Genomic DNA, 4,428 nt, shown 5'->3' on the forward strand with positions numbered 1-4,428 from the left:
TACCGTAATGTTTATGGCACGTACTTCCACGGACCTATCTTTACGCGTAACGGAAACTTGGCCTTGCACGTGTTGCAAACGGCTTTGGAACGCAAGTACCCAGAAGTCAACTGGGCTGAAAAGATGGCCGACATCAAGCCAGAAGCATTCTAATGATAATCGAAACACCCGTTGATTAAGGTCAACGGGTGTTTTTTAAACCTTATCTTGTGACAGCGCCACTCATTTTTTGTAAACTAAATGCAATAAAGCAAACTTGAAAATAGTGGGGTTTACGAAATGGGTATGAAACAACTAGTGGCACGGGTTGGTTTGGGTGCTGGTGTCATCGGTATCAGCTTGTTGCTGTTGGGCACGACAACACATGCAAGTGAATTTGGCATTACGAAAGCTCGGGCAGATCAAGATGTCTCGACATATGTCCACAAGACATTTGCGAATCAGGTGAAGGTTTACCATAAAATTGCACCGAAGCTTTGGCCGGATAATAAGGATGTTAACCAATATGCCATGATTAACGACATCGACAATAAGACGTTTTGGATGGTGACACCAACGGGTAAGGTGTCAGATTTGACGGAGAAGCAGGCGTTGTCTTATGGGGTTCAGCCAGAACCGTATGAGGGGTGGTTTTTAGCATTCGCAGCACATCATAAGAGTGGTGCGTTTATGGCCGTTAATAAAGATGAACTAACGAATACGAAGCGACTAGTGCGCTACCCACATTTGGGAACATACGATTTGTTCATCACGTATGCGCACGAAATGTTCCACGGTACGGAACAAGAGGGTTGGGCGTCACCAAAGAAGCACGACAATCCAGAGCAAAACGAGTATTTGAAGCACACGGATGCGCGCCGTATTCGATTGCAATTACAAGAACAATTGATGGCGGCTTACACGAATAAGTCTGAAAAGTCATTGGCGCAAGCGTTGGCAACGTACCGTTATTACAAGGAAAACTACGCCAAGGACTACAAGGCAACCTTTGAGGACGATCGGATGGAAGGAACGGCGTACTACTATGAGATTCGTTCCTCACTATTTGCTGGCTATCCAGACAAGGTGAAGACGATGAAGCAAAACGATCAAGCGGTGCGGACATTGTTTAAGCAAAACCGTTTGGCTTACCTAGACAGTGGTGCATACGCTGAAACGTATAACGTCGGTGCATTGGCATCATTTATTCTTGATTGGCAAGCTGATAAGCAAGGTATCTCCCGTGATACGTGGAAGAAGGCTATGGCTTCTGCTAAGACGAACCCAATGGACTACCTCGACAAGCATGCCAAGATTTTCTACATCCCACCATACAAGGCCACGATGACGAACGCTGAGTACAAGACGATGTATAAGAAGATTTTGAATTACAAGAATCTAGCGAATTAAATGGCAAGAAGGGAACTGTTGCGAGTTCTCTTCTTTTTTTATAAGTGAAATTTCGTTATACTGGTATACGAGTGTCAAACTGCAAAAAATGGTTTGGCAAACGGAAAGGTGGTCGCATATGGCGCAACTGTTTTATCGTTACGGCGCGATGGCAAGCGGTAAGAGTATCGAAATTTTAAAAGTCGCACACAACTATGAAACACAACAACGCCATGTGCTTTTATTGACGAGTGCGCTAGACAATCGTTCAGGGGTTGGCGAAATTGCATCGCGAATTGGGATGCAGCGCTCAGCCACAGCGATTACTGAGCAGGACGATCTGTTCGCATTGATTCATGGTCAAGATGAGGTTGCAGCAGTCTTAATCGACGAAGCCCAATTCATGACCAAAGCCCAGGTGTTACAACTGACACGGGTAGTGGATGAGTTACATATTCCGGTCTTGGCCTTCGGGTTGAAGAATGACGCGTTTAATAACTTGTTCCCCGGGTCAGAAGCTTTGCTGATTTATGCGGATAAAATCGAGGAAATGAAGACGCTTTGTTCATTCTGCGGTCGTAAGGCGACGATGAACTTACGCATTTCTGACGGTCGGCCTGTTTATGAAGGCGCACAAGTGCAAATTGGTGGGGATGAAGCCTATATGCCAGTTTGCCGTTATCACTATAACCACCCAGACATGGCAGCGATTGCCCGTCGTGTTGTTAAGCACTAATACATACTTAAAGAAGAGGAATTGTAAATCACATGGATGAGATTTTTGAGAAGGTCCAAGCGGTTGTTGACCGTTACGACGAAATCAGCGAAATGATTTCTGACCCTGATGTCATTTCAGATACGCAACGTTTCATGGCACTTTCTAAGGAAGAAGGTAGCTTGCGTGAAACGGTTGAGACGTTTAAGCGCTACAAGGACGTTGTTGACGGTATCGAAGGCAACGAAGAGATGTTGAACGAAGGTTTGGGCGACGCTGAATTGGAAGAAATGGCCAAGGATGAGTTGAAGGAACTAAAGGCAGAAAAGGAAACCCTTGAAGAGCAAATCAAGATTTTGCTTTTGCCAAAGGATCCAAACGATGATAAGAACATCATCATGGAAATCCACGGGGCTGCCGGTGGTGATGAAGGGGCTTTGTTTGCGGCTGACTTGTACGACATGTACCAACGCTACGCTGAAAAGCAAGGTTGGAACGTTGAAATTATCGATGAAAACAAGACTGAAATCGGTGGTTACAAGGAAATCGTTTTGATGATTACGGGTAACAACGTTTACTCAAAGTTGAAGTTTGAGAACGGTGCGCACCGTGTGCAACGTGTCCCTGAAACAGAATCAGCTGGTCGTGTGCACACGTCAACGGCTACTGTTGGGGTGATGCCAGAATACGAAGACGTTGATATCGAAATTGAAGACAAGGATTTGCGTGTCGATGTGTACCGTTCATCTGGTGCTGGTGGACAGCACGTTAACAAGACGTCATCAGCCGTGCGTATGACCCACTTGCCTTCTGGTATCGTGGTAGCCATGCAAGACCAGCGTTCACAACAACAAAACCGTGCGAAGGCGTTGGAAATTTTGAAGGCGCGTGTCTACGACTACTACGCCTCACAAAACGAAGCTGAATACGCCGAGCAACGTAAGACGGCGGTTGGTACGGGTGATCGTTCAGAACGTATCCGAACGTATAACTACCCACAAAACCGTGTGACGGACCACCGTATCGGTTTGTCATTGAACAAGTTGGATCGCATTATGAACGGTGAATTGGAAGACGTGATTGATGCGTTGATTATCGCTGATCAAACGGCTAAGTTGGAAGAATTGAAGCAAGGATAGATAACATGTTTGATGAACAATGGACAATTCAAGCAGTTCGCGATTGGGGTGATTGGCAACTTGAGCCATACATTCACGACCAAGAAGAGCGACTTGCACAAATCGATTATCTGCTAACAGGGATGATGGATTGGAACTATGCGCAATTGGCGAATAACTTGAATACGGTCTTAGAGGACGAGAAGCGGTTACGTTTCATGGTTGCCGTCCGGGCAATCAAGGGTGGTCAACCAGTGCAATACGCGCTGGGTCACGCTGCGTTCTATGGCCGCGAGTTCAACGTTGATCGACGTGTTTTGATTCCACGCCAGGAGACTGAGGAATTAGTTGAATGGGTATTAAACGATCATAAAGTAACTGGGCCGGTGCAACGCGTACTCGACATCGGGACTGGTTCGGGGGCGATTGCGGTGACGATTGGGGCTGAACGACCAACCTGGGATGTGACTGGGGCGGATATTTCAGCAGATGCGTTAGTAGTAGCGCAAACCAACGCTGACCAATTTGCCAAGCAGGTTAATTTCATTGAAAGCGACTTGTTTAGCCAAGCGACTGGGCAATACGACATCATTATTTCGAACCCGCCTTATATTAGTGAGGCGGAACGTGATGTGATGGATGAGTCAGTCATCATGTACGAACCAGATTTGGCTTTGTTTGCTGATGATGAGGGGTTAGCCCTGTACAAGCAAATGGCAGCCCAATTGCTCACCTACTTGGCACCCAACGGAACAGCGTACTTTGAAATTGGCTATCAACAAGGGCCCGCTTTGTTAGCGGTCTTTGGCGAGTTGCCAGGTGTATCAGTGGCGTTGCGTCAAGATATGAGTGGACATGATCGGATGATTAAAGTGTCGCGGGAGGCATAAAGAGTATGGCAGAGACAAAAATTTGGTCGGCCGATGAATTGCCAGCAGCCGTTCGTGCGATTAAGCGCGGATCACTGGTAGCGTTCCCGACTGAAACGGTGTACGGCTTAGGTGCCGACGCCTTTAATGAAAAAGCAGTTAGTAAGGTATATGCAGCGAAGGGCCGACCATCGGATAATCCGTTGATTGTCCACGTCGCTGACAAGGCACAAGTTGATCGCTTTGCGGTGGTTAATGCGTGGGCAGAAAAGTTAATGGACGCCTTTTGGCCAGGCCCATTGACGATGATTTTGCCAGTCAAGCCTGGTACGGTGTCGACGACGGTAACGGGGGGCTT

At 47.0% G+C, this 4,428-nt stretch carries 5 protein-coding genes and 1 pseudogene; all 6 read left to right on the forward strand.

Annotation, left to right across the window (positions count from 1 at the left end):
• Window positions 1-153 (forward strand): annotated as a pseudogene (locus tag WEIDD23_RS14390) (glutamine amidotransferase); the annotation flags it as partial.
• Between the two features lie 126 nt (window positions 154-279).
• The gene (locus WEIDD23_RS02605) at window positions 280-1,389 is read left to right on the forward strand and encodes a hypothetical protein (protein WP_010369591.1); all 1,110 of its coding nucleotides are present in this window, start codon (window positions 280-282) and stop codon (window positions 1,387-1,389) included.
• Between the two features lie 118 nt (window positions 1,390-1,507).
• A complete protein-coding gene (locus tag WEIDD23_RS02610; protein ID WP_010369586.1) occupies window positions 1,508-2,104 on the forward strand; it encodes a thymidine kinase in 597 nt (198 codons plus the stop codon).
• A 32-nt stretch (window positions 2,105-2,136) separates the two neighbouring features.
• Window positions 2,137-3,222, forward strand: a complete 1,086-nt coding sequence (gene prfA, locus WEIDD23_RS02615; protein ID WP_010369583.1) for a peptide chain release factor 1 — start codon at window positions 2,137-2,139, stop codon at window positions 3,220-3,222.
• Between the two features lie 5 nt (window positions 3,223-3,227).
• On the forward strand, window positions 3,228-4,091 hold the full coding sequence (gene prmC / locus WEIDD23_RS02620; protein ID WP_010369580.1) for a peptide chain release factor N(5)-glutamine methyltransferase: 864 nt from the start codon (window positions 3,228-3,230) through the stop codon (window positions 4,089-4,091).
• A gap of 5 nt (window positions 4,092-4,096) precedes the next feature.
• Window positions 4,097-4,428, forward strand: a 332-nt coding sequence (locus tag WEIDD23_RS02625; RefSeq protein WP_197458778.1) for an L-threonylcarbamoyladenylate synthase, incomplete at its 3' end; no start/stop codon positions are given.

Source organism: Weissella sp. DD23 (assembly GCF_001579105.1).
GTDB lineage: Bacteria > Bacillota > Bacilli > Lactobacillales > Lactobacillaceae > Weissella > Weissella cibaria.

What these genes read in the sequence shown, in the direction of transcription:
- WEIDD23_RS02605 (WP_010369591.1), top strand. Translation starts at nt 280, where the DNA reads ATGGGTATGAAACAACTAGTGGCACGGGTTGGTTTGGGTGCTGGTGTC.
- prfA (WP_010369583.1), top strand. Translation starts at nt 2,137, where the DNA reads ATGGATGAGATTTTTGAGAAGGTCCAAGCGGTTGTTGACCGTTACGAC.
- prmC (WP_010369580.1), top strand. Translation starts at nt 3,228, where the DNA reads ATGTTTGATGAACAATGGACAATTCAAGCAGTTCGCGATTGGGGTGAT.
- WEIDD23_RS02610 (WP_010369586.1), top strand. Translation starts at nt 1,508, where the DNA reads ATGGCGCAACTGTTTTATCGTTACGGCGCGATGGCAAGCGGTAAGAGT.